The following is a 23,342-nucleotide window of genomic DNA, read 5'->3' as shown; positions in this document are numbered from 1 at the left end:
CCGCCGCTCAGTGCTGTGACAGGACCATCGCCTGATCCAGCGCCTGGAGGAACGAGTTGACCGTCGTCCGGTCCCGCACCGCGAGCCGCAGCCACTCCTCGTCCAGACCGGGGAACGTGTCCCCGCGCCGCACCGCGAAACCGAGGTCGCGCAGATGCCGGCGCACGGCGTCGGCCCGGGGCAGGCGTACGAGGACGAAGGGGCCCTCCGCCGGTTCGGCCACCCTGAGTCCGTCCGGGGCGAACTCCCGCAGCCCGGCGACGAGATGGGCCCGGTCGGCGGCGATCCGGTGGGCCGCGTGAGCCGCCTCGGCCAGTGCCTGCGGCTGCACGCAGGCCCGCGCCGCCGCGAGCGCCGGGGTGGACACCGGCCACAGCGGCTGGGCCCGCTCCAGGTCCTCGATGGTCTCCGGCGCGGCGAGCACGTACCCGATGCGCAGCCCGGCCAGCCCCCAGGTCTTGGTCAGGCTGCGCAGGACGACGAGCCCGGGGACGTCGGTGCGTCCCGCCAGCGCCTCCCGTTCGCCCGGCACCGCGTCCATGAACGCCTCGTCCACCACCAACGTCCGCCCGGGACGGGCGAGTCGGGCGATCGTGTCCGCCGGGTGCAGGACCGAGGTCGGGTTCGTCGGGTTGCCGATCACCACCAGGTCGGCGTCCTCGGGGACGGCCGCCGGGTCGAGCCGGAAGCCGTCCTCCGCGCGCAGCAGCAGCCGGTCGACGGTGTGCCCCGCGTCCCGCAGCGCCGCCTCCGGCTCCGTGAACTGCGGGTGCACCACCAGGGGACGGCGGGTCTCCAGGGCGCGGGCGAGCAGCACGAAGGCCTCCGCCGCACCGGCGGTGAGCAGCACCCGCTCCGCGGGCAGACCGTGCCGGGCCGCGACCGCCTCCCGCGCCTCACGGCCGTCCGGGTAGGCGGCCAGCCCGGTGAGCGACTCGGCGATCCGCTCCCGCAGCCATCTCGGGGGCGTGTCCGCGCGGACGTTCACGGCGAGGTCGGTGAGCCGCGCCCCGTCGTCCCGTACCTCCGCGTCACCGTGGTGCCGCAGGTCGTGGCTGCCGGTGCCCTGTCTGTCAGTGTGCATGGGAGTGGGAGCCGTGGTGGTGGTGTCCGTGGCCGTGGTGATGGTGGCCGTCGTCGTCGGGGTGGAAGTGCGGCTGCTGCGGCAGGCCCACCTTGTCCTCGAAGCCGGGCAGCGCGATGCGGTACACGCACGAGTCGCAGTTCATCCGCAGATCGCCCTTGACCGCCTCCTCGTACCGCTCCATCACCAGGTCGAGCAGCTCCGGCTCCGGCCCGATGACGTCCGCCGAGCGCACCTCGACCTCCGGGTGCGCGGCGGCCCAGCCCTCGGTCTGCTGCCGGACCCGGTCCGGGAGGATACCGGTGAACAGGAAGTACGGCAGGACGACGATCCGCCGCGCGCCCAGCTTCACGCACCGGTCCAGGCCGCTCGGCACGTCCGGCGCGGCCAGTGACACGAACGCCGTCTCCACGCCCGCGTATCCGCGCCCCTCCCACAGCAGCCGGGCCGCCTTGTGCACCTCGGCGTTGGCGTCCGGGTCGGTGGAACCGCGCCCGACGAGCAGCACGGTCACGTCGGCGAGGTCGCCGGGCGCGCGCCCCTCGGTGCCGAGCGCCTCCTCCAGACGCCGCTCCAGGACGTTCAGCAGCGACGGGTGCGGGCCCAGCGGACGCCCGTAGGTGTACGAGATCCCCGGGTGCCGTTCCTTCTCGCGGGCCAGCGCCGCCGGGATGTCGCCCTTGGCGTGACCGGCGGAGACCAGCATCAGCGGCACGGCGGCGAAGCGTCGTACGCCTCTGTCCACCAGCTCGGTGACGGCCTCGCCCAGCGGAGGCGGGGACAGTTCGATGAAGCCGCCCGCGACGGGCAGTTCGGGGTGGCGGCGCCCCAACTCCCGTACGAAGGCGCGGAACGCCTCGGCCCCGGCCTCGTCCCGGGTGCCGTGGCCGGCGATGAGCAGAGCGGGCTGGGGGGTGGTCACGATTTCTCCTCGGAATGCGAAACAGGGTGGTACAGCAGGGCGTTGAGCGCGGCCGAGGCGACGGCCGACCCGCCCTTCTCGGACACGTTGCTCACGGCGGGCAGCCCGCTCTCGCGCAGCGCGGCCTTGGACTCGACCGCGCCGACGAAGCCGACGGGCAGACCGATGACGAGCGCCGGGGCGGCGTCCAGGGTGAGCAGTTCCTCCAGCGCGGTCGGCGCGTTGCCGATCACCCAGAGGGCGCCGGGGCCGACCTGCTCGTAGGCGAGCCGGATCGCGTGCGCGGAGCGGGTCAGCCCCGGCCCGGCCACGGCGTCGCGCAGCCGGCAGACGGTCTCGCGCCGGGTGATGCCGGCCGCGACCATCTCGACGTCCACGACGACCGGCGCCCCGCCGTGCAGCGCGGCGTGTGCCTTCTCCAGCTCGCCCTCGTCCATGACGAGGTCGTCGGCGTACTCCAGGTCGGCGGCCGAGTGGATGACCCGCTCGACCACCGCCCGGGTCAGTGGCGGGAAGTGCGAGGTGTCCAGGCGGGCCCGCAGCCGCCGGTAGGACTCCTCCTCGATGGGGTGGACCTCACGGATCACTTGGCGCCCTCCTCGGCGGTCTGCCAGCGGTAGCCGCGCGGCGTCACCATGCGCCCCGCGATGTCCCGGGTCGCCGTGTTGCCGACGGTCACGACCGTCATCATGTCGACCGTCGCCGGATCCAGGGACCCCAGTGTCGTGAGCCGACTGGACTCGTCCGGCCGCGACGCGTTCCGCACGACCCCGACCGGCGTGGCCGGCTCCCGGTGCTCGGCGAGGATCGCCAGTGCCTTCGGCAGCTGCCAGTCGCGGCCCCGGGAACGCGGGTTGTAGAAGGTGACCACGATGTCCGCCTCGGCCGCCGCCCGCACCCGCCGCTCGATGACCTCCCACGGAGTGTGCAGGTCGGACAGGCTGATGGACACATGGTCGTGGCCCAGCGGCGCGCCCAGGATCGCGGCGGCGGCGAGCGCGGCGGTCACCCCGGGCACACCGACGACCTCGATGTCGTCGGAGGCCTCGGCGAGCGCGGGGGAGGCCATGGCGTACACGCCCGCGTCGCCGCTGCCGATGAGCGCGACGGCCCGCCCCTTCCGCGCCTCCGCAACGGCCGTCCGGGCCCGCTCCTCCTCGGCCCCGAGCCCCGACTCCAGGATCACGGTGCCCGGCCGCAGCAGATCGCGGATCTGGTCGACGTACTGGTCGAGGCCGACCAGCACGGCGGCGTTCCGGAGTTCGGCCTTCGCGCGGGGTGTGAGCAGGTCCCGGGCGCCGGGCCCGAGCCCGACCACCGCGAGCCGGCCGCGCCTGGGACGCCGTACGACGGCACAGGTCGCCATCGCGGCGTGCCCGTCCGCCCGCGAGGACTTCCGCTTGGGGACGAGGAGTTCACCGCCGCCGACGAGCGCGGCGGCCTCGGCGACCGACGGCGTGCCCACGGCGGCCAGCGGCGCGTCGGAGGGGTTGGGCACCACGACGGCCGAAAGGGCCGTGGCGGTGTGGGTGACCAGCGGGACACCCAGCGCGCGGGCGGCCTCGACGATGCCCGGCTCCTCCGCCTTGGCGTCCACGGTGGCGAGTTCCGCGAGGGACGCCTCCGCCAGCCCGGCGTCCCGCAGAGCGTCCCGCACCAGCCCGAGCACCTCGTCGACCGGAGCGCCCTTGGAGGCCCCGACGCCGACGACGAGGGACGGCGGCCGCAGGACGACCTCCCGCTCGGCGGCGCCGACGAGCCGGTCGGTGACCCGCACGACATGGGAGCCGTCCTCGGTGACCTTCAGTGCGGGCAGCGGCCACGCCAACTCCGCCTTCAGGGCGACCGGTTCACCATCGAGGAGCGCCCGCGAGACGGCGGCGACATCGCCCTCGACAGGGAAGCCGAGCGTGTCGAGCCCCGGTAGCCCCACCGCGTCCGTCGCCGTCGTGACGACCGGCTCCGCGCCCAGCAACTCCCCGACCTCACGGGCCAGTTCATTGGCGCCGCCGCCGTGCCCGCCGACCAGCGACACGGCGAACCGCCCCGCCTCGTCGACGCACACCACACCCGGGTCGGACGTCTTGTCGGCGAGCAGCGGCGCGATGAGCCGCACCACGGCCCCGGTCGCGAGGAAGCACACCAGCTGCTCGCACTCCGCGAACGCGGCCCGTACGGCGTCCCCGACGGGACCTTCGTACACGCGCGTCCGCTCCGGCCACGCCGCGGCCAGCCGGTCGCGCGCAGCCGCGCCCGCCGAGGTGGCGGAAATGAGGCCGATCACAGGGCAACTCCCTCATGAGACACGGGGGTTCGGTACCCCCACAGCAGAAAAACAGGGTTGGTCGCCGCGAGCCGGGTCACGTCCCCGGGCAGCGGCGCCAGCCGCGACGACTGCAACAGCACGCCGTCGCAGGAGAACCCGGCGCCGGTGAGCGCCTCGCGCACGGCCGGCACCCGGTCGAGCGCGGCCATCGCCACGACGACCGTCCGCCGGGCGCGCCGCGCGCACGCGGTGACGATCGCGGGCAGCTCACGCCCGCCGCCGCCGACGAACACGGCGTCGGGGTCGTCGAGATCGGACAGCACCGTCGGCGCGGCCCCGTGCACGGCCCGTACGTCGACCCCGTGGGCCACCGCGTTGGCGCGCACCCGCTCGACGCCGTCCCGGGTCTTCTCGACGGCGGTGACGGCGGCACCGAGCCGCGCGCACTCCACGGCGACGGAACCGGAGCCCGCCCCGATGTCCCAGACATGGTCGCCGAGCCGTGGGCCGAGCCGGGCCAGCGCGAGGGCCCGTACCTCGAACTTGGTGATCATCGAGTCGCGGTGCGTGAACTCGTCCTCGTCCAGCGCCCATCGACCGGGGCCGACATCCGACCCGGCGACCGTCCGCGCGGCGGCGCCCAGCAGCCGCGTCTCGTCCAGGCACAGCACCACGCTGACCGACGTCCCCCAGTCACGGGCGGCGGCCTCGGCCGGCGTCACCCGCTCCACGCGCTCCTCGGCGGAGCCCAGCGCGGAGGCGACGACCAGGACCCGGGCGTCGGCCCGCAGCGCGGCCCCCAGCTCGGCCGGCCCGGCCCCCGGCCCGGTCAGCACGGCGACCTTGGGCCGCGCCCGGCACACGTGGACGGCCGTCCGCAGCTCCCGCCCGTGCGCGCTGACCACGACCGCGTCGTCCCACGTCAGCCCGAGCCGCGCGAACGCGGCGGCGACGGACGGGACTCCCGGCCGTACGTCCAGCCGCTCGGCCCCGAAGCGCTCGGCCAGCGCCCGTACGATCCCGAAGAACCCGGGATCACCGGAGGCGAGCACGACGACCGGGCTCTCCACCTTCAGATGCCGCTCGATGACGTCCAGCGCGGGCGCGAGCGGCCCGAGGACGACCCGCTCGGCGTCGTCGGGCACGGGCGCGGACGCCAGATGACGCCGGCCGCCCACCACCAGCCGGGCCCCGGCCAGCACATCGGCGGGAACCGGCGCCCCCGTGCCCGTACCGAAGACCGTGATCACGTACTCGCACCCCGCGCGCGCAGGGCCCGGCGGGCCTCCGGGTCGGCCTTGCGGTAGCCGTGGAAGTGACCGGGGTGGTACAGGTGCGAGCGGGTGCCCTCGGCGTCGAGCGCGGGCCCGACCAGGAAGAGGGTGTGCTTCCAGAGCTTGTGCTCCTTCACCGTCTCCTCCAGCGTCTCGATCGTGCACCGCACGACCAGTTCCTCGGGCCAGGTGGCCTGGTAGGCGACGACCACCGGGGTGGAGGTCGGATAGCCGCCCTCCAGCAGCTCCCGCACCAGCTGACCGCTGCGCGCAGCCGACAGGAAGATCGCCATGGTGGTGCCGTGCTTGGCGAACTCCCGCACCTCCTCGCCGGGCGGCATCGGCGTCTTGCCGCCGCCGAGCCGGGTGAGCACCACGGACTGCGCGACCTCGGGAATGGTCAGCTCGCGCTGCGCGAGCGCGGCGACGGCGGAGAACGCGGAGACACCGGGGACCACTTCGGTCGCGATGCCGATCCGCGCACACCGGTCGAGCTGCTCCTGCGTACCGCCCCACAGGGCGGGGTCGCCGGAGTGGATACGGGCGACCTTCAACGCGTGCTGATGTGCCCGCTCGTACACGGCCACCACGTCCTCCAGCGACATCGTCGCCGAGTCGAGGATCTCCGCGCCCTCCCGGGCATGCTCCAGGACCTCGGCCTGGACCAGGCTCGCCGCCCAGATCACGACGTCGGCCTCGGCGATGGCACGCGCGGCACGGAACGTCAGCAGGTCGGCGGCGCCGGGTCCGGCACCGACGAAGGTCACCTTGCCGGTGGGGGCGTCGGCCATGGGTTGGGGTCCTCTCGTACGAAGAATCACTGGGGGAGCTGGTGGCACCGGTGGTGCCGGATGTGCGCGAACGGGCCTTCATCGGATACGAAGGGCCCATGGCGGTGTTCGTCGCGCTCGGCGCGTTCCTGATGACACTGGCCGGCGGCTGGACGGCACAGCGGGTGACCGACCGCCGTCACCTGGTCCTCGGCCTGGCCGGCGGCCTGATGCTGGGCGTGGTCGGCCTGGACCTGCTGCCGGAGGCGCTGGAGGCGGCGGGCACCGAGGTCTTCGGCGTACCGGCCGCGCTGCTGCTGTTCGTGGCCGGCTTCCTGCTGGCCCATTTGGTGGAACGTCTCCTCGCCGGCCGCCAGGCCGCGCACGGCGGTGAGGAGCGGGACGCCCGGGTCCCCGAGGTGGGCCTGACGGCCGCCGCGGCGATGGTCGGCCACAGCGCCATGGACGGCGTGGCGATCGGCGCGGCCTTCCAGGTGGGCGGCGGCATGGGCACCGCGGTGGCGCTCGCGGTCATCGCCCATGACTTCGCGGACGGCTTCAACACGTACACGATCACGAGCCTGTACGGCAACGCCCGCCGCCGGGCGATGGCGATGCTGGTCGCGGACGCGGCGGCACCGGTCGTGGGCGCCGCGTCGACCCTCTTCTTCACCATCCCGGAGAAGCTGCTCGGCGCGTATCTCGGCTTCTTCGGCGGCGCGCTCCTCTATCTGGCGGCCGCCGAGATCCTCCCCGAGGCCCACCACGAACACCCCGCCCGCTCGACCCTGCTGTGCACGGTCGCGGGCGTGGCGTTCATCTGGCTGGTGGTGGGCATCGCCGACTGACGCCCCGAAGGGCGAGGTCACAGCTTGCCGCCCCGCCCGCCGTCACGCCGGGCGGGCGCGATGAGCGTGGAGAGGTAGGGGAGCGGGGCGCCGTCGAGCTCGGCGGCCGGCCGCACGGACTCCTCCGGCAGCCCGAGTGCCGACCCCCACACGGCGTCGTCGAGCCGCCCGGTCTCCCGCAGCGCCTCGGCGACCTCCTGGGCCTGCCGCCCGAACTTGTAGGCGACGACGGTCCCCGGCCCGGCGAGGGCGTCCTTGAGCGCCTGGGCACCGGCGGTGACGGGCACGAGCGTCAGCGGCTCGGTGCCCTCGGTGAGGACGGCCCCGGAACGCGCGGCGAGATCCTGCATAGCGGTGATGCCCGGCACGGTCTCCACCACGGTCCCCGGCACCAGCTCGGCGATGGTCTGCGCGAGATAGGTGAACGTGGAGTAGACGTTCGGATCGCCGATGGTGGCGAAGGCGACGGTGCCGTGCTCGCCGAGCAGCCGCGCGACCCGCTCCCCGGCGGCGTCCCAGGCGGCCTCGCGGCGCCCCCGGTCGGTCCGCTCGTTCAGCGCGAACACCACCCGGACGACCTTCTCCTGCCCGACGTAGTGCAGCACGGTGGCCTCGGCCCGCCCGCGCTCGCCGGTGTCCATCACGGGGACGACGACCACATCGGCGGCACGCAGCGCGTTGACGCCCTTGACGGTCACCAGCTCCGGATCGCCGGGACCGACCCCGACTCCGATCAACCTGCTGCTCATGACGTCCGGCACCTCTCCACGAACCGATGGGCCACACCGGGCTGCGACGCCCAGTGCGTGTGCAGATAACTCGCGTGCACACCTTGTTGTACGAAACCTTCGACGCGCCGGGCAGGGGCGCGTACCCCCCATGCGGGAGCCGCCCCGGCACCGGGCTCCACGACGGTCCGATGGAACTCGTGCCCCCGCATCCGCGTCCCGGCGACGGCGAGGGAACTGTCTCCGACGGCCACCGCGTCCCGGTAGCCGAGCGTGAGCCGCTCGCTCATCCGCGCGGTCGCGTCGAGCACACCGCACATGGGGAGCCCGTCGAGCTCACGACAGAGGTAGAGCAGGCCGGCACATTCGGCGGCGACGGGGGCGCCACTGAGAGCGAGCTCACTGACGGCCTTGCGCAGGGGTTCGTTGGCGGACAGCTCTGCGGCGTACACCTCGGGGAAGCCACCGCCGATGACCAAGCCGCGGGTGCCGGGGGGCAGTTCCTCGTCACGCAGTGGATCGAAGGTGACGACGTCCGCTCCGGCGGCGGTGAGCAGCTCGGTGTGCTCGGCGTAGGAGAAGGTGAAGGCGGGACCACCGGCGACGGCGACGACGGGACTTGGCCTTTCGGCCAACCGAGTCGGGCGGTGGGTGGGCATAGGCCCGGGGGTCCAGGGGGCGGAGCCTCCTGGTACGGGGCCGGCAGTGCGGGCGAGCGCCTCCAACGCGTCCAGATCGCACCCTTGAGCAACCTGCGCCCCCATAGCCGCCACAGCCTCAAGCGCCGCCCCCCGCCGCTCGGCAACGGGCACCAACCCCAGATGCCGGGACGGCGTATCCACCTGGGCCGCCCGCCGCAGCACCCCCAGCACCGGCACCCCGGCCGACTCCAACGCCTCCCGCAGCAGCTCCTCATGCCGGTCGGACGCGACCTTGTTGAGGATCACACCCCCGACCCGCACCTCCGGATCCCACGAGACGAACCCGTGCACCAGCGCGGCCACCGACCGCGACTGCGAAGAGGCGTCGACGACAAGAACCACCGGCGCCCGCAACAGCTTCGCGACATGAGCGGTGGACGCCAGTTCACCCTCCCCCGCGGCCCCGTCGTACATCCCCATCACACCCTCGACGACGGCGATGTCACACCCGCGCGCCCCGTGCGCGAACAACGGCCCGACCAACTCCGGCCCGCACAGGTACGCGTCGAGGTTCCGCCCCACCCGCCCGGTGGCGAGCGAGTGATACCCGGGGTCGATGTAGTCCGGCCCGACCTTGTGCGGAGACACGGCGAGCCCCCGCGCGGCGAACGCGGCCATCAACCCCGTGGCGACGGTGGTCTTCCCGCTGCCCGAGGAGGGCGCGGCGATGACCAGCCGGGGGACGGAAACGGAGGAGGACATCACCACTCGATACCCCGCTGCCCCTTCTGCCCGGCGTCCATCGGATGCTTGACCTTGGACATGTCGGTGACGAGATCGGCGAAGTCGACGAGCTTCTCGGGAGCGTTCCGCCCGGTGATGACGACGTGCTGCGTGCCCGGCCGATCCCGCAGCACGGAGATCACCTCATCGGTGTCCACCCACCCCCAGTGCATGGGGTAAGCGAACTCATCGAGCACATAGAGCCGGTACGTCTCGGCGGCGAGGTCCCGCTTGACCTGCTCCCAGCCCTCCCGGGCCTTCTCCTCGTTGTCCATCTGCGCGTCCCGCTGAACCCAGGACCAGCCCTCGCCCATCTTGTGCCAGTCGACGGACCCGCCCTCGCCGGAGGCGCCCAGCACCCGCAGCGCGTTCTCCTCGCCGACCTTCCACTTCGCCGACTTGACGAACTGGAACACCCCGATGGGCCACCCCTGGTTCCAGGCCCGCAGCGCCAGCCCGAACGCGGCGGTGGACTTCCCCTTCCCGATCCCGGTGTGCACGACCACCAGCGGACGATTACGACGCTGACGCGTGGTCAGACCGTCGTCCGGCACCACACTCGGCTGCCCCTGCGGCATTACGCGGCCCTCCTCTGTACGTCCTTGACCAGCCCGGCGATGGAGTCGGCCCGCAACTCGTCGAGCGTCACCGCCGTACCCCCCAGCTCACCCGCCAACTGCCCGGCGAGCCCCAGCCGCACGGGCCCGGACTCGCAGTCGACGACGACGGAGGCGACCCCGTCGGCGGCGAACAACCGCGCCGCCCGCTGCGACAGCGCGACCGGCTCGGGCCCACCCGTGGCCCGCCCGTCGGTCACCACGACCACCAGCGCCCGCCGCGCCGGGTCCCGCAACCGCTCGACCCGCAGCACCTCGTGCGCCTTCAGCAGCCCGGCGGCGAGCGGCGTACGCCCACCCGTCGGCAACGACTCCAACCGGGCCGCGGCGGCGTCCACGGACGACGTCGGCGGCAACGCCACCTCACTCGCCGTCCCCCGGAACGTCACCAGCCCCACCTTGTCCCGCCGCTGATACGCGTCCAGCAGCAGCGACAGCACGGCACCCTTCACGGCACCCATCCGTTGCCGGGCGGCCATCGACCCGGAGGCGTCCACGACGAACAGCACGAGGTTGCCCTCCCGCCCCTCCCGCGTCGCCTGCCGCAGATCGTCCCGGCGCAGTACGAGCCCCGGCCCGGACCGGCCACGCGCCCGCTGATGCGGGGCCGCCGCCTGCACGGTGGCCGCCAGATGCAGCTTGGCGAGCGCACCCCGAGGACGCCGCGCCCCCGTGGTCCGCCCGTGCTCGGTCCGCGCCCGCGAACGCCGCCCGGCGGCACCGTCCCCGAGCCCCGGCACGCTGAGCACCTTGGTACGGAACGGCTCCGCAGCCCGTACGGCGGACTGCTCGCCGCCACCGGCACCGCCGGCCTGCGGCTCTCCGCCCTCCCCGGCCTCGGGCTGCGCCGCGCCCCCGGAGTCACCCTGCGACCCGTCGTCCGGCGCCGGCTGCCCGCCACCCCCGCCGGGCCCGTCCGGGTCGGGATCGTCCTCGCCCTCGCCGCTGAACTCCTCCAGCGTCTGGTCGAGCTTGTCCTCGTCAAGTCCCGGCGCGTCGAAGGGATTACGGCGCCTGCGATGCGGCAGCGCGAGCAGCGCGGCCTGCCGTACGTCCTCGGCGAGCACGTCGGTCCGCCCGGCCCAGGCGGCCAGCGCGGTGGCGGTACGCGCCATGACGATGTCGGCCCGCATGCCGTCCACCTCGAACGCGGCACAGGTCGCCGCGATCTGCCGCAGCGCCCCGTCCCCGAGTCGCACCGACGGCAGCAACTCCCGCGCCGCGACGACCCGTTGCCGTACGGCGGTCTCCTCGTCGGCCCAACGCGCCGCGAAACCCGCCGGATCGTCGTCGTACGCGAGCCGCCGCCGTACGACCTCCACCCGCTGGTCGGGCTCCCGCGAGGCGGCCACCTCGACGGTCAGCCCGAACCGGTCCAGCAACTGCGGGCGCAGTTCACCCTCTTCGGGGTTCATGGTCCCGACGAGCAGGAACTTCGAGGCATGCCGCACGGACACGCCCTCGCGCTCCACGTACGAGGCGCCCATCGCGGCGGCGTCGAGCAGCAGGTCGACGAGATGGTCATGGAGAAGATTGACCTCGTCGACGTAGAGAATCCCGCGGTGCGCGTCGGCCAGCAGGCCGGGCTCGAAGGCCTTCACGCCCTCCGCGAGCGCCCGCTCGATGTCGAGGGCGCCGACGAGCCGGTCCTCGGAGGCGCCGACGGGGAGTTCGACCATGCGGGAGGGGCGCGACGTGCCGGGACCGGGCTCGTGCGGGCCGTCCGGGCAGTCGGGGTCGGGGCGGGCCGGGTCGCAGGAGAAGCGGCAGCCGGCGACGACGTCGACCGCGGGCAGCAGCGCCGAAAGCGCCCGCACCGCCGTCGACTTGGCCGTGCCCTTCTCACCACGCACCAGCACACCGCCGACCGCCGGTGACACGGCGTTGAGCAGCAGCGCGAGCCGCAGATCGTCCTGGCCGACAACGGCCGTGAAGGGGAAGGGGGTGGTCACTGGTCGTCGCCCTCCAGGTCGCCTTCGAGCTCCAGGTACGTGGCGCGCAGCCGCTCCAGGGTGTCCGCGTCCGGCTCCGCCCACAGTCCGCGCTCGGCGGCCTCCAGGAGCCGCTCGGTGATGCCGCGCAGCGCCCATGGGTTGGACTTCTTCATGAAGTCCTGGTTCTCCGGGTCGAAGACGTACTCCGCGCTGAGCTTCTCGTACATCCAGTCGTCGACCACGCCCGCCGTGGCGTCGTAGCCGAACAGGTAGTCCACGGTCGCCGCCATCTCGAAGGCGCCCTTGTAGCCGTGCCGGCGCATGGCCGCCATCCAGCGGGGGTTCACGACACGCGCCCGGAACACCCGGTGCGTCTCCTCGCCCAGCGTGCGGGTCCTCACCTGGTCCGGGGTGGCCGAATCGCCCACGTACGCCTCGGGGTTGGCGCCCGTGAGGTGGCGCACCATCGCGACCATGCCACCGTGGTACTGGAAGTAGTCGTCGGCGTCGACGAGGTCGTGCTCGCGGGTGTCGACGTTCTTCGCGGCCACGTTGATCCGCTTGAACGCCGTCTCCATGTCCCCGCGCGCCGCCCGCCCGTCCAGCCCGCGTCCGTAGGCGTAACCGCCCCACACCGCGTACACCTCGGCGAGGTCCGCGTCGGAGCGCCAGTTGCGGGCGTCGATCAGCGGCAGCAGACCGGCGCCGTACGCGCCCGGCTTGGAGCCGAAGATGCGGGCCGTCGCGCGCCGCCGGTCACCGTGCTCGGCGGTGTCCTCGTCGGCGTGCGCCTTCACGAAGTTGCGCTCGGCGGGCTCGTCCAGCTCGGCCACCTTCCGCACCGCGTCGTCGATCAGCGCGACCACGTGCGGGAACGCGTCCCGGAAGAACCCGGAGATGCGGACGGTGACGTCGATGCGCGGCCGCCCCAGCTCCTCCAGCCCGATGATCTCGAACCCGGTCACGCGGCGCGAGGCCTCGTCCCACACCGGGCGGCAGCCCAGCAGCGCCAGGATCTCGGCGATGTCGTCGCCCTGGGTGCGCATCGCGGACGTGCCCCACACCGTCAGGCCGACGGACTTCGGGTACTCGCCGGTGTCGGCCAGGTACCGCTGGACGAGCGAGTCGGCGAGCGCCTGTCCGACCTCCCAACTCAGCCGGGAGGGAATGGCCTTGGGGTCGACCGAGTAGAAGTTCCGCCCGGTCGGCAGGACGTTGACCAGACCGCGCGTGGGCGAACCGGACGGGCCCGCCGGGACGTAACCGCCGTCGAGCGCCTTGAGGATGTGGTCGATCTCGTCCGTGGTGCGGGCGAGCCGCGGCACCACCTCGGTGCAGGCGAACTCCAACACGGCGACCCCGTCCGGGAGTTCGACCCCCAGGACGCCCCGCAGCACGGCCGGGGCGACCGCGACGTCCCAGTCCCGTGCCTCCATGCCCTCCGCGACCCGTCGGCAGAGCTGCTCCAGCAGGTCGATCGCGTCGGCGGCGCTCCGGGCCGGACCCTCGACCAGCTCCGTCAGCTCAACCGGCACCTTCACCGGCGCGCCCGGCTCGGCGAGCAACTCCTTCTCCACCAGTCCGAAATGGGCCGCGAAGGAAGCCCGGAGCCCCGGCAGCGCGTTCGCCTGCCCGCCCCACACCTGCGAGGCCCGCAGCACGGCGAGCACGAGGTTGACCCGCGCCTCACCGACCGGCCCGCCGCCGAGGATGTGCAGCCCGTCGCGGATCTGCACGTCCTTGATCTCGCACAGATAGCCGTCGATGTGCATGACGAACTCATCGAAGTCGTCGTCGTCCGGCTGGTCCTCGACATGCAGGTCGTGGTGGAGCTCGGCCGCCTTGACCAGCGTCCAGATCTGCGCCCGCACAGCCGGCGCTTTCGTCGGGTCCAGGTCCGAGACGAGCGCGTACTCGTCGAGGAGCTGCTCCAGCTTGGCGAGATCCCCGTAGGTGTCGGCACGTGCCATCGGCGGCACGAGGTGGTCGACGACGGTGGCGTGCCCGCGGCGCTTGGCCTGGGTGCCCTCACCGGGGTCGTTGACGATGAACGGGTAGATCAGCGGCAGGTCACCCAGCACCGCGTCCGGCGCACAACCCCCGCTCAGCCCGAGGCCCTTGCCCGGCAGCCACTCCATCGTGCCGTGCTTGCCCATGTGGACGATCGCGTCGGCGCCGAACGAGTTCTCCAGCCAGCGGTAGGCGGCCATGTAGTGGTGCGACGGCGGCATGTCGGGGTCGTGGTAGATCGCGATCGGGTTCTCCCCGAAGCCACGCGGCGGCTGGATCATCACGACGACGTTCCCGAACTGGAGCGAGGCGAGCACGATGTCGTCCCCGTCGACGTAGAGGCTGCCGGGCGGCTCGCCCCACGCCTCCAGCATGCCGTCCCGCAGCTCCGGGTCCAGCTTGTCGAACCACGCCCGGTAGTCGGCCAGCGGCACCCGCGCGGGCGCGGCGGCCAGCTGCTCCTCGGTGAGCCATTCCACGTCGTGGCCACCGGCGTTGATGAGCCGGTGGATCAACTCGTCGCCGCCGGACGGATATTCGGTGAGCGAGTACCCCGCCCGCTTGAGGGCGTCCAGCACCCGCACCGCCGAGGCGGGCGTGTCGAGGCCGACCGCGTTGCCGACCCGGGAGTGCTTGGTCGGGTACGCGGTGAAGACCAGCGCGAGCTTCTTCTCGGCGTTCGGCTTGTGCCGCAACCGCGCGTGCCGTACGGCGATCCCGGCGACGCGCCCGGCCCGCTCGGGGTCGGCGACGTACACGGGGACGTCGTCCGGTCCCTGTTCCTTGAAGGAGAACGGAACGGTGATGATCCGCCCGTCGAACTCGGGGATCGCCACCTGCATCGCCGCGTCCATGGGGGAGAGGGCGGCGTCGGACTCGTCCCAGGCCGCCTTGGACGACGTGAGGCAAAGCCCTTGCAGCACCGGCACGTTGAGCTCGGCGAGCGCACCGATGTCCCAGGCCTCCTCGTCGCCGCCCGCCGACGCCTGCGAGGCGTGCGTGCCGCCGGCGGCGAGGACGGTGGCGACGAGGGCGTCGGTCCGGCCGAGGATCTCGTACAGCCCGGCGTCGGCCCCGCGCAGCGAACCGCAGTACACGGGAAGGGCGTTGGCGCCGCGCGCCTCGATCGCGTCACAGAGGGTGTCCACGAAGGCGGTGTTGCCGCTGAGTTCATGGGCCCGGTAGAAGAGCACGCCGACGGTCGGACGGCCCTCGACGACGGCACGGTCGCCGTGGACGCCGTACTCCGGCATCTTCTGCGGCTCCAGGAACCCCTCACCGGTCAGCAGCACGGTGTCGGACAGGAACCGGGCCAGCTCGGTGAGGTTGCCGGGGCCGCCCTCGACGAGGTACTTCAGCGCCTCCGCGACCACACCGGCCGGCACCGACGACTCGGCCATCAACTCGGCGTCGGGCACGGCCTCGCCGCCAAGGAGCACGGTCGGCACACCGGACGCCCTCAGTGCGGCCAGCCCGTCCTCCCAGGCCCGCTTGCCACCGAGCAGCCGTACGACGGCGATGTCGGAGCCCTGGATCAGCCCCGGCAGCTCCGCGGAGACGTCCACGCGGGTCGGGTTGCCGATCCGGTAGTCCGCACCCGAGGCGGCCCGCGCCGCCAACAGGTCCGTGTCGGCGGTCGACAACAACAACACAGTGCTCATGCGGGCGCTCCCGGTGGAATGAAAGGCAGTCCTTGCGGCGCGCCCGACTCGATGAGCCGCCAGAGCGCGTCGGTGTCCGCGTGCTGTTCGATGAGGTCGCCGAGCCGGTCGAGCTGCTCCTCGCGCAGCGCGGCGAACGAGGTGTCGGGCGCCGGCACGAACCGGCGGCCCGCGGCGGCGGCCACCTGGCGGAGGAAGGCCCGCCGGAAGCCGTCCGACTCCAGCGAGCCGTGCCAGTGGGTGCCCCAGGTCTGGCCGACGCGGCAGCCGTCCAGGAAGGGGACGCCGCCGCTGACGTCGGCGACCCCGTGATGGATCTCGTATCCGTCGACGTGCTCGCCGAGGGCTTCTCCGGTGGGCCGGGTGAGGGTCTTCTCCCGGGCGAACCGCACCCGGACGGGCAGCACGCCGAGGCCGTCGACAGCTCCTGCCCGCGATTCGACCTCGTCCTCGATGTGTGCGCCGAGGACCTGGAAGCCGCCGCAGATGCCGAGGATCGGCCGCCCTTCCGCGGCCCTTCTGACGAGCGCGGCGGCCAGCCCCCGCTCCCGCAGCCACTCCAGGGCCCGCACCGTCCCGCGCGTCCCCGGGATCACCACGAGATCGGCGTCGGAGAGCTCCTCCGGCCGGTCCACGAACCGCACGACGACACCGGGTTCGGCGGCGAGGGCGTCGACGTCGGTGAAGTTGGACATCAGCGGAACGGCACAGACGGCGACCCGCAGCACGTCCTCGCCGACCGGAGGGCTCACCGCGGACTCCCGGACGGTCCCGCGCAACGACACCCGCAGCCCGTCCTCCTCGTCGATCCCGAGCCCGTGCCGGAACGGCAGCACGCCGTACGTGCGCCGCCCGGTGAGCCCGTGGAGCATGTCGAGCCCGGGTTCGAGAAGGGAGACGTCTCCCCGGAACTTGTTGACGAGGAACCCGGCGACCAGCTTCTGGTCCTCTTCGGAGAGCAGCGCGACGGTCCCGAAGAAGGAGGCGAAGACACCACCCCGGTCGATGTCGCCGACCACCAGCACCGGAAGCCCCGCATTGCGGGCGATCCCCATGTTGACGATGTCGGTCCGGCGCAGATTGATCTCGGCCGGGCTGCCGGCCCCCTCACAGATCACCGCGTCATACGTGCCCCGCAGTTCGGCCAGACAGTCGAGCACGGTCCCGAGCAGCTTCTGCTGCCGCCCGCCGTGATACCCGCGCGCGCTCATCTCGCCGACGGGCTTGCCCATCAGCACGACCTGGCTGCTCTGCTCCCCACCGGGCTTGAGCAGCACGGGATTCATGAGCGCGGTCGGCTCGACCCGACAGGCCTGCGCCTGCATGGCCTGAGCCCGCCCGATCTCCGCGCCCTCCCGCGTCACGAACGAATTGAGGGACATGTTCTGCGCCTTGAAGGGCGCGACCTTGACCCCCTGCCGCACCAGCCACCGGCAGATCCCGGCGGTGACGACGCTCTTGCCGGCGTCGGAGGTGGTCCCGGCGACGAGCAGCCCGCCCCCACTCATGAGGCACGCCCCTTCCGCAGAGCCCGCACGGCGACCGAGGCGCCGAGCGCGAGCAGCCCGACGCGCCGGGACAGCCGTACGGCGCGCTCGATGTCGTACGAGGCGACGGCGCGCCCTTGGGTGTTGAGGACGGGCCGGTGCTCGACCCGCCCCGCGTAGGACAGGGTCCCGCCCAGCCGCACCCCGAGGGCCCCGGCGAAGGATGCCTCGACGGGCCCGGCGTTGGGGCTGGGATGCTTGGCGGCGTCCTCCCGCCAGGCGCGCACGGCACCGCGAGGGGCACCACCGGCGGCCGTGGCGAGTACGGCGGTCAGCCGCGCCCCCGGCCACCCGGCGACGTCGTCCAGCCGGGCCGAGGCCCACCCGAACCGCCGGTACCGCTCGGACTTGTGCCCGACCATGGCGTCGAGGGTGTTGACGGCCCGGAACCCGAGCAGCCCCGGCACGCCACCGACCGCTCCCCACACCAGCGCACCGACCACGGCATCGGAGGTGTTCTCGGCGACGGACTCGACGACGGCCCGGGCGATCCCGTCGGCGTCGAGGGCCTGCGGATCGCGCCCGCACAGATGCGGCAGTCGAGCACGAGCGCCCTCGACATCACCGGCCTCCAGGGCTCGTCCGATACCCCGCGCCTCCCGCGCGAGCGAGGTCCCCCCGACGACGGCCCAGGTGGCGGCGCCGGTCAGTACGACGGAGGCGGTACGGGAAGGACGTACGACCCTCTGCGCGAGGGCACCCAGCCCCACGGCACCCCCGACACACACGGCGGTGTGCAGCGCACCCCATCCCCGGTGATCTCGCCACAGCACCTTCTCCACGGCACCGGCGGCCCGTCCGAACGCGGCGACCGGATGCCCCCGGCGCGGATCACCGAGCAGCAGATCCCCGACGAGCCCGGCGGCGGCGCCGTACGCGAAGACGCGATCGGCACGCATCGGCTCAGCCGGCCGTGGGGTCGGGCAGCGACCTGGTGCGGTACCTCAAACGGCAGGCGAGCATGGCGACATGTCCTCACTCAGGGTGTCCACGCCCTGGTTCGACGAGACCGGCGGTGGGAGTTCCTGGCTCCCGGGGCTACCTACCCCGGTGACAGTGGCGGGACCGCGCCGGATTCACACCGGACTTCCTCCCTGGCCGCCGTACTTGGCCCCGGCAGTCCACCACGGGCCCGGAAGAGCCGTCAACTCGCTGTTGACCTGCGAGAGCGGAGTGTGCAGAACCCCACATCGCGGGGCGGGCGAGCACGGAACACGGGGGCCCGGAGCCCGCCTGGAACGCGAGAACGCCCCGTCCCGGAAACCCCTTTGAGGGGACCCCGGAACAGGGCGTGACTCGTCGCGGCGGGTGTTACGCCACGATCAGATAGATCCCGTACCCCACAGCCGCCGCACACGCGGCGAAGCAGGCGTACGCGCCGGTCACGGCGAGGGCGGCCGAGCCGCCCGCGGCCGAGGCCCGCTCCTGGCGGGAGAGGCCCATGATGCCGAGGGTGAAGAGGGCCACGAGGGCGACGGTGACGACGAGGCTGACGCCGAAGACGGAGCCCAGTGCTTGCCAGTCGATCTTCATGTTGCTTGCTTTCCTTCGTCGCTGAGGCTCAGACCGCGGCGGCCGGCGGTACGGCCGGCTCCGTGGTGGCCGCTGCCGGGGCGGGGATCGTGGCGGTCAGGTCGTCCGCCACCGGGCCCGCCGGGGGCGGAGTCACGGCCGCGATCGCCGTGGTGACCACACCGGCCGGCTCGTCGGTGTCGTTGACGTTCGACGCGTCCACGACCTCGCGGCGCGAGATCTTCCAGATGGCCGCGCTGGAGGCGATCAGGAAGACCGCGACGAGCGCCGTGCCCCAGTCGCCGAGGTCGCACACGGACTCGGCCAGCGCACCCACCAGGGCGGCCGCCGGGAGCGTGAGACCCCACGCCACGAACATCCGCGTCGCCGTCGACCAGCGGACCACGCCGCCCTTGCGGCCGAGGCCCGCGCCCATCACCGAACCGGAGACGGAGTGCGTGGTGGAGAGGGAGAAGCCGAGGTGCGAGGAGGCCAGGATGACCGTCGCCGCGCTGGTCTGGGCGGCGAAGCCCTGCTGCGGCTGGAGGTCGGTCAGGCCCTTGCCCATCGTGCGGATGATGCGCCAGCCGCCCAGGTACGTGCCGAGCGCGATGGCCAGACCGGCGGAGAGGATGACCCAGGTGGGCGGGTCGGAGTCGGGCGCGACGGCGCCGCCGGCGACGAGGGCGAGGGTGATGATGCCCATCGTCTTCTGCGCGTCGTTCGTGCCGTGGGCGAGGGACACCAGGCCGGCCGAGGCGATCTGGCCCGCGCGGAAGCCCTTGGCGGCCGACTTGCCGTCCGCCTTCTTGCCGAGGGAGTAGGAGAGCCGCGTGGCCAGCATGGCCGCGATGCCCGCGACCAGCGGGGCCGCGATCGCCGGGATCAGGACCTTGGTGACCAGGACGTCACCGTGGACCGCGCCCGTGCCCGCCGAAGCGATGGTGGCGCCTATCAGACCGCCCATGAGGGCGTGCGAGGAGCTGGAGGGGAGTCCGACCAGCCAGGTCAGCAGGTTCCAGAGGATCGCGCCCACCAGGGCCGCGAAGATCACCTCTGGACGTATGCCGCTCTCGTCGACGAGACCCTTGGAGATCGTGTTGGCGACCTCCACGGAGAGGAAGGCGCCCACAAGGTTGAGCGCGGCGGACATGGCCACCGCGACCTTGGGCTTGAGCGCACCGGTCGAGATGGTCGTGGCCATCGCGTTGGCGGTGTCGTGAAAACCGTTCGTGAAATCGAACGCGAGTGCGGTTACCACCACAATCGCGAGGATCAGCGAGAAGTTTTCCATTTACCCAGGCAATCGTTCGAGCGTCATTGGCTCGTTGAACGTAGGTAACCAGGGTGAACGGAAGATGAACTGAGGCGGGCCGCACGGTGTCCGGAACCGAGGGTTTTCCCTCCGATGTCGCCGACGTCCGCCGCACGGCCCGTGCGCCGCACGGTCACGAGCCCCGGGCGAACTTCTTCAGCTGTGCCGCGGAGCCGTTGAAGAGATTCTGATCACCCGGCAGGCTGCCGCTGTTGTCGTACTGCCAGATCGTCCAGTACGACCATCCGCGCGGCAGCGCTCCGGCGTCCGCGGTGTTGTAACGGGCCACCCACAGCGCGTGGTTCCGGGCGAAGGAAGCGCTGCCGCCGGTGCAGACGTTCCACCAGTGGGCGGTCGTGTAGATCACCGGACGCCGGCCGGTGAGCCGCTTGACCTCGCTGCTGAAGGACTTGATCCAGCTGACCATCGCGGCCTTCTTCAGGCCGTAGCACCGGTGCTTGCCGTCGTACGGGTTGTATTCGATGTCGAGCGCCGGCGGCAGGGTCCAGCCGTCCGCGCTCCAGCCGCCGCCGTGGTTCACGAAGTACTGTGCCTGCGCCTTGCCCGACGACTTGTTCGGCAGCGCGAAGTGGTACGCCCCGCGGAGGAGTCCCGCGTCGCGCGATCCGGTGTACTGCTGGTCGAAGTACGGGTTGAGATAGGTCCGGCCCTCGGTCGCCTTGACGTAGACGAACCTGGCGCCCTTGTTCTTCGCGCTCTGCCAGTCGACGTCCTTCTGGTGCGAGGAGACGTCGTGCCCCTTCGGCTTGCCCGCCGCCGCGGCCGGTAACTCGGCCAGTGCGGTTCCCGAGAGGGTGAGCGCGGCCACGGAGGCCGCGAGGACGCGGGCGCGGTGGCGGGACGGTTTGCGATCACGAGCCATATTTCCCCCCGGAATGGCGACGTGCACGACAAATCAGGCAGCGAGATTACTGGAAGATCAGGGAACGCTCGGTGATGTCTGGCCAAGCTGCGCAAGAGGGGGATGTATCCGTATATGCGCACTTCCGGACGCTATGCCTCCGCCCTAAAGTGACCCGGCCCGGCGGTGCGCCGGAGCCCCGCCTGGCAGGATCGCGACATGGCTGAGCAGCGGCAGGAGCAGCGGGACGGACGGGACGCCGGGGAGGACGCGCGGACCGTGGGCGAACCGTGGGGGCGCGGTGTGCGCGAGGAGGAGGCCCGCGCCTGGGAGCGCCTCGTCGCCACCGCCCGCCGCACCGTCACCGACGGACTCGTCGTCGGCACCTCCGGCAACGTCTCCGTCCGCGTCGGCGACACCGTGCTGGTCACGCCGTCGGGAGTGCCGTACGACCGGCTGACACCGGACGACGTCACCGGCGTCGACCTCGACGGGCGGCAGGTCCTCGGCACGCTGGTCCCGACCAGCGAGTTGCCCATGCATCTCGCCGTCCACCGCTCCACCGACGCCCGCGCCGTCGTCCACACCCACGCCGTCCACGCGACGGCCGTCTCCACGCTCGTGCCGGAGCTCCCCGCGGTCCACTACATGTCCGGCGCGCTCGGCGGCGCCGTCCGGGTTGCCCCGTATGCGACGTACGGCACCGAGGAGTTGGCCGAGAACATGCTCCACGCCCTCGCCGACCGCACCGCCTGCCTCCTCCAGAACCACGGCACGATCGCCTACGGCGACACCCTCGACCAGGCCTTCGACCGCACCGCCCAGCTGGAGTGGATGTGCCACCTGTGGCTGACGGCATCCTCGGTGCCGGGCCTGACCCCGAGCCTGCTGTCCCCGGAACAGGTCGCCGAGGCGGGGGAGAAGCTGCGGGGGTACGGCCAGCGCCGCTGACGGACGACCGCCCTGGACATCGACGGCTCCTGAGCCCCATGGCGATTACGCCCGGTACGAGGGGCCCGACCGCGAGCCCGCCCGCCTACGACGGCGCTCCGCCGGGACGGCGCCCGGCCCCAACGGCGCCCCGTCCGGGACGCCATTCCGCGGTGACGGCACCTCATCCGGGACGCCACTCCGCCGCGACGGCACCCCGCCCGACGGCCTCCCGCCCTCACGTCGCCCCGCCCCCACGGGCGGCCCGCCCTCACAGCGCCCCGCCACAGCGCCCCGGCCCGACGCCCCGACCCCGCCCGCGCCGCCGGCAACGCGCCCCCGCTCGCCTCGGACGTCACCCTCACCCGCCCTCCCACTGGCCCCCGCCCCGCTCCACCCGGACACTGGACGGGTGCGCACTGTCAAAGCGGCGGCCGCCGCCGTCACCGTGGCCCTGGCCGCCGGAGCCGCGAGCGTCGCCGCCGGGCGGCTCGCCAGCGATGCCGCTCTCAAGGCGCCCCCGGGCCGGCCCCTGCCCAGCGAACCCCGGCTCACCGTGCACGCCACGGCCGCCGGCCAGATCGCCCTGACCCGCGACCTCGCCGCCCTGCGCCCCGGCACGTACGGCCTCGCGGGCGACGACGTCCACGCGGTCGTCGGCCCCGTCCTCGGCACCGCGTCCCACTCCGCCGACACCGTCGTACGCCGTCTCGAACGCGTCACGCACGGCACCCTCGAACCCGGCGCCAAGGTGTGGTTCACCCCCCAGCTCCACACCGGCGACCCACGCTCCGCCCTCGGCCTCGACCACGCCGACGTCGAGATCCCCGGCGAACTCGGCACCCTGCCCGCGTGGTCCGTGCCCGGCGTCCGCGACACCTGGGTCATCGCCGTCCACGGCCTCGGCACCACCCGCGAACTCTCCATGAACGTCATGCAGTTCCTCGTCGACCGGCGCTTCCCGGTGCTCGCCCTCGGCTACCGCGGTGACCTCGGCGCCCCCCGGCAGCCCGACGGCCTCAACCACCTCGGCGAGACCGAGTGGCGCGACCTGGACGCCGCGATCCGCCACGCCCTGCGCAACGGCGCCCGGAACGTCGTCCTGCTCGGCTGGTCCACCGGCGCCACCATGGCCCTGCGCGCCGCCGCCCACTCCGGCGTCCGCGAGCGCATCAGGGGCCTGATCCTGGACTCCCCGGTGCTCAGCTGGGAGACCACCCTGCGCGCCCTCGCCTCGGCCCGCCGCACCCCGGGCGCCCTGCTGCCCCTCGCCGTCCGTGCCGCCCAGGGCCGCACCGGACTGCACGGCGACCGCCTCGCCGAAGCCGTCGACCCCGACCTGCTCAAGGTGCCCACCCTGATCCTGCACGGCCCGGACGACACCGTCGCCCCCTGGGCCCTCTCCCGCCGCCTCGCCGCCACCCGCCCCGACCTCGTCGCCCTCCACACCGTCCCGCAGGCCCCGCACGGAGCCATGTGGAACGCCGACCCGGCGGGCTACGAAGAGGCGCTCCGCCGTTTCCTGACACCGCTGATGTAACGGTGTCCGCCACCGGTCGCGAAGGTTCCGTTTAAGGCCGTACCACTGGCCTGATCCCGGTCCCCGACCGCCCGCCGCGACCTGTGCGTTGGCCATCC

At 73.0% G+C, this 23,342-nt stretch carries 19 protein-coding genes and 1 riboswitch; of the genes, 3 read left to right on the top strand and 16 right to left on the bottom strand.

Going from position 1 to position 23,342, the window contains the following annotated elements; translation table 11 throughout:
• Positions 1 to 7: 7 nt before the first annotated feature.
• From cobC to cobM, 6 genes are read right to left on the bottom strand one after another with little or no spacing between them, the layout of a single operon-like run.
• The gene (gene cobC, locus EJC51_RS12425) at positions 8 to 1,084 is read right to left on the bottom strand and encodes an Rv2231c family histidinol phosphate aminotransferase CobC (RefSeq protein WP_126271123.1); all 1,077 of its coding nucleotides are present in this window, start codon (positions 1,082 to 1,084) and stop codon (positions 8 to 10) included.
• Positions 1,074 to 2,006 (bottom strand): sirohydrochlorin chelatase, encoded by a 933-nt coding sequence (locus EJC51_RS12420; RefSeq protein WP_126271122.1) that lies wholly within the window; start codon positions 2,004 to 2,006, stop codon positions 1,074 to 1,076. Before EJC51_RS12420 ends, cobC begins: the two co-directional genes overlap by 11 nt.
• Positions 2,003 to 2,593 carry a precorrin-8X methylmutase gene (locus tag EJC51_RS12415; protein ID WP_126271121.1) on the bottom strand — a complete coding sequence of 197 codons (591 nt, stop codon included), beginning with the start codon at positions 2,591 to 2,593 and terminating at the stop codon, positions 2,003 to 2,005. Before EJC51_RS12415 ends, EJC51_RS12420 begins: the two co-directional genes overlap by 4 nt.
• Positions 2,590 to 4,290, bottom strand: a complete 1,701-nt coding sequence (gene cobJ / locus EJC51_RS12410) for a precorrin-3B C(17)-methyltransferase (protein ID WP_126271120.1) — start codon at positions 4,288 to 4,290, stop codon at positions 2,590 to 2,592. Before cobJ ends, EJC51_RS12415 begins: the two co-directional genes overlap by 4 nt.
• Complete coding sequence (gene cbiE / locus EJC51_RS12405) at positions 4,287 to 5,522, bottom strand: precorrin-6y C5,15-methyltransferase (decarboxylating) subunit CbiE (protein WP_126271119.1); 1,236 nt, start codon at positions 5,520 to 5,522, stop codon at positions 4,287 to 4,289. Before cbiE ends, cobJ begins: the two co-directional genes overlap by 4 nt.
• Complete coding sequence (cobM, locus tag EJC51_RS12400) at positions 5,519 to 6,337, bottom strand: precorrin-4 C(11)-methyltransferase (protein WP_079308229.1); 819 nt, start codon at positions 6,335 to 6,337, stop codon at positions 5,519 to 5,521. Before cobM ends, cbiE begins: the two co-directional genes overlap by 4 nt.
• Positions 6,338 to 6,435: 98 nt before the next feature.
• Between cobM and EJC51_RS12395 the strand changes: the two genes are divergently transcribed.
• Positions 6,436 to 7,164 carry a ZIP family metal transporter gene (locus tag EJC51_RS12395; protein ID WP_126271118.1) on the top strand — a complete coding sequence of 243 codons (729 nt, stop codon included), beginning with the start codon at positions 6,436 to 6,438 and terminating at the stop codon, positions 7,162 to 7,164.
• Positions 7,165 to 7,181: 17 nt separating this feature from the next.
• Here the strand turns inward: EJC51_RS12395 and cobI are convergent, their stop codons facing one another.
• The 10 genes from cobI to EJC51_RS12345 form a co-directional block, all read right to left on the bottom strand.
• A complete protein-coding gene (gene cobI / locus EJC51_RS12390) occupies positions 7,182 to 7,913 on the bottom strand; it encodes a precorrin-2 C(20)-methyltransferase (RefSeq protein WP_126271117.1) in 732 nt (243 codons plus the stop codon).
• Complete coding sequence (locus EJC51_RS12385) at positions 7,910 to 9,295, bottom strand: cobyrinic acid a,c-diamide synthase CobB (protein ID WP_126271116.1); 1,386 nt, start codon at positions 9,293 to 9,295, stop codon at positions 7,910 to 7,912. Before EJC51_RS12385 ends, cobI begins: the two co-directional genes overlap by 4 nt.
• Positions 9,295 to 9,894, bottom strand: a complete 600-nt coding sequence (cobO, locus tag EJC51_RS12380) for a cob(I)yrinic acid a,c-diamide adenosyltransferase (protein WP_126271115.1) — start codon at positions 9,892 to 9,894, stop codon at positions 9,295 to 9,297. The genes EJC51_RS12385 and cobO overlap by 1 nt, the downstream gene beginning before the upstream one ends.
• On the bottom strand, positions 9,894 to 11,885 hold the full coding sequence (locus tag EJC51_RS12375) for a putative cobaltochelatase (protein ID WP_126271114.1): 1,992 nt from the start codon (positions 11,883 to 11,885) through the stop codon (positions 9,894 to 9,896). The genes cobO and EJC51_RS12375 overlap by 1 nt, the downstream gene beginning before the upstream one ends.
• Entirely contained in the window at positions 11,882 to 15,538 is a 3,657-nt protein-coding gene (cobN, locus tag EJC51_RS12370) for a cobaltochelatase subunit CobN (protein WP_126271113.1), read from the bottom strand. The genes EJC51_RS12375 and cobN overlap by 4 nt, the downstream gene beginning before the upstream one ends.
• Positions 15,535 to 17,046: a cobyric acid synthase gene (locus EJC51_RS12365; RefSeq protein ID WP_126271112.1), complete on the bottom strand. Its 1,512-nt coding sequence runs from the start codon at positions 17,044 to 17,046 to the stop codon at positions 15,535 to 15,537. Before EJC51_RS12365 ends, cobN begins: the two co-directional genes overlap by 4 nt.
• Positions 17,043 to 17,984 (bottom strand): cobalamin biosynthesis protein, encoded by a 942-nt coding sequence (locus EJC51_RS12360; protein ID WP_126271111.1) that lies wholly within the window; start codon positions 17,982 to 17,984, stop codon positions 17,043 to 17,045. The genes EJC51_RS12365 and EJC51_RS12360 overlap by 4 nt, the downstream gene beginning before the upstream one ends.
• Positions 17,985 to 18,085: 101 nt before the next feature.
• Positions 18,086 to 18,226: riboswitch (cobalamin riboswitch) on the bottom strand.
• 170 nt (positions 18,227 to 18,396) lie between these two features.
• Positions 18,397 to 18,618, bottom strand: coding sequence for a hypothetical protein (locus EJC51_RS12355; RefSeq protein ID WP_059197252.1), 222 nt, complete (start codon positions 18,616 to 18,618; stop codon positions 18,397 to 18,399).
• 28 nt (positions 18,619 to 18,646) lie between these two features.
• Positions 18,647 to 19,891, bottom strand: coding sequence for an inorganic phosphate transporter (locus EJC51_RS12350; RefSeq protein WP_126271110.1), 1,245 nt, complete (start codon positions 19,889 to 19,891; stop codon positions 18,647 to 18,649).
• Positions 19,892 to 20,045: 154 nt separating this feature from the next.
• The gene (locus EJC51_RS12345; RefSeq protein ID WP_126271109.1) at positions 20,046 to 20,795 is read right to left on the bottom strand and encodes a lysozyme; all 750 of its coding nucleotides are present in this window, start codon (positions 20,793 to 20,795) and stop codon (positions 20,046 to 20,048) included.
• 198 nt (positions 20,796 to 20,993) lie between these two features.
• Here EJC51_RS12345 and EJC51_RS12340 point away from each other — a divergent pair, with 198 nt between their 5' ends.
• Together EJC51_RS12340 and EJC51_RS12335 are read left to right on the top strand one after the other, a co-directional pair.
• Complete coding sequence (locus EJC51_RS12340; RefSeq protein WP_126271108.1) at positions 20,994 to 21,725, top strand: class II aldolase/adducin family protein; 732 nt, start codon at positions 20,994 to 20,996, stop codon at positions 21,723 to 21,725.
• A 391-nt stretch (positions 21,726 to 22,116) separates the two neighbouring features.
• Positions 22,117 to 23,244 carry an alpha/beta hydrolase family protein gene (locus EJC51_RS12335; RefSeq protein WP_126271107.1) on the top strand — a complete coding sequence of 376 codons (1,128 nt, stop codon included), beginning with the start codon at positions 22,117 to 22,119 and terminating at the stop codon, positions 23,242 to 23,244.
• The last annotated feature ends 98 nt before the right edge of the window (positions 23,245 to 23,342 follow it).

The organism is Streptomyces aquilus (assembly GCF_003955715.1).
GTDB classification, from domain to species: Bacteria; Actinomycetota; Actinomycetes; order Streptomycetales; family Streptomycetaceae; genus Streptomyces; species Streptomyces aquilus.
Note: the sequence above shows the minus strand (reverse complement) of the source record. Positions and strands in the feature narration are given on the sequence as shown.